Here is a 1,520-nt window from a genome sequence, read left to right on the forward strand (position 1 = left end):
TGCCAACTGTCCAGATGTCGCCACGCTGTACAAATGCAGCTTTTTCCAGTGCAGTGGTGAGGTCAAAATCATCGTCTTTCACTGTGTCACCGCTGTTTGTATCAAACAAATCTGCAATTTCAGTTTCATCAAAGCCAGTCAGACCAAGGTCAAAACCGAGATTCTGCAATTCTTCCATTTCCACAGCAAGGAGTTCTTCATCCCAGCCGGCATCTAATGCCATTCTGTTATCAGCAAGAATATATGCCTTCTTCTGTGCTTCGGTCAGGTGATCGGCAAATACACATGGCACTTCTGAAATATTTTCTGCCTTTGCCGCTTCGATTCTGCCGTGACCAGCCAGCACATTGTATTCCCGATCAATAATAACCGGATTCACAAACCCAAACTCACGCAGAGAAGAGCGAAGTTTCAGAATCTGTTCCTTGTTGTGCGTTCTGGCATTGTTGGCGTATGGCACTAACTTGTCGATATCAACGAGCTGAAATTCTGTAGTTGTGTTCATTTTGATTCACCACTCTTTAAAATGTTTCTTATTTGATTCCATGCAGCTATTGCTTGCGAGGTATATCTTACACTCAAATCAACCATTTGTTCGCCATGTTCTAAAATACACATATCGGATTGACGACTTCGTACAAGATTTTCTGCAAACTGTGCGGAGAGAACAGTCGGTATTTTCTTGCCATTTTCTACTCGATTGAAATACACTTTTTCTGACTGCATTAATTTTTTTGCTTCGGAATAGATACTTCTTTGGCAATTAGGACTCTCACAATCAAAAGTCACATTGTGCAATTCGGCATCTGTGTTTTTGCTAAACACACAACCCATATCAGTTCCTCTTTCTGGCGGTCAGCAGTTTTTCCATAGCATCATCAATGGGCAGTCCTGAAAATTCTGTTGAACAGTTTTCTCGTACAATTTGAAAAATTTGATACCACAACTGATTAACCTGTTTCATGTAGCTTTGACTCATAGAGACATACGGAGAAGCAATTGCGGCTCCGGTAGTTGGATGTTTTGCAAGAAATCCATACTCAGATATTACTTCTTCGCACTGAATCCAGCGGCTAACTGACATGGCATATTGCATCACAAGTTCGGAGTATACGGCTTTTTCACATCCTCTTGCTTTTAGCCATCGATAGGTTTCACTATAGATTTCTTCGGCAAGAAAATCTTTTCCGTTTTTTTGCTGAGCTTTCATAAAATCCTTTACTGGCGGAACATCATCACCTATCAAAACAGAAGATTCTGGGAATTCAAGCACTGATGCAGATTGTCCATCATTGATTTTGTCAACTAACGCCTTGGATTTTCTGCCAGAACCAACTCTTGCACCACCCCTTCTTGTACCGTCTTTTGCCACTGTTTTCACCTGCCTTTTGAGAGAAAAATAGCCGAAACTGCGTAAGTTTCGGCTTGTTGCATATTTTTAGGGTTAATACCCCCTTTGAAATCCAAATTTCGTGCGTGAGAGGGGACGCCGGTCTGTAAAAAATTCACAATTAGCGATT

The 1,520-nt window shown here is 41.4% G+C and carries 3 protein-coding genes; all 3 read right to left on the reverse strand.

The features are described 5' to 3' along the window. On the reverse strand, window positions 1-505 hold a 505-nt coding region (locus RUMCAL_RS04045; protein WP_021681272.1), incomplete at its 3' end, for a ParB/Srx family N-terminal domain-containing protein. Beyond that, a complete protein-coding gene (locus tag RUMCAL_RS04050; protein ID WP_021681273.1) occupies window positions 502-834 on the reverse strand; it encodes a hypothetical protein in 333 nt (110 codons plus the stop codon). The genes RUMCAL_RS04050 and RUMCAL_RS04045, both read right to left, overlap by 4 nt. Window position 835: 1 nt before the next feature. After that, window positions 836-1,372, reverse strand: coding sequence for a P27 family phage terminase small subunit (locus tag RUMCAL_RS04055; RefSeq protein ID WP_040646906.1), 537 nt, complete (start codon window positions 1,370-1,372; stop codon window positions 836-838). Window positions 1,373-1,520 lie beyond the last annotated feature (148 nt).

The sequence above is a fragment of the Ruminococcus callidus ATCC 27760 genome (assembly GCF_000468015.1).
Lineage (GTDB): Bacteria > Bacillota > Clostridia > Oscillospirales > Ruminococcaceae > Ruminococcus_C > Ruminococcus_C callidus.

Coding starts and splice junctions, on each gene's coding strand:
- RUMCAL_RS04050 (WP_021681273.1), bottom strand. CDS start 834: ATGGGTTGTGTGTTTAGCAAAAACACAGATGCCGAATTGCACAATGTG.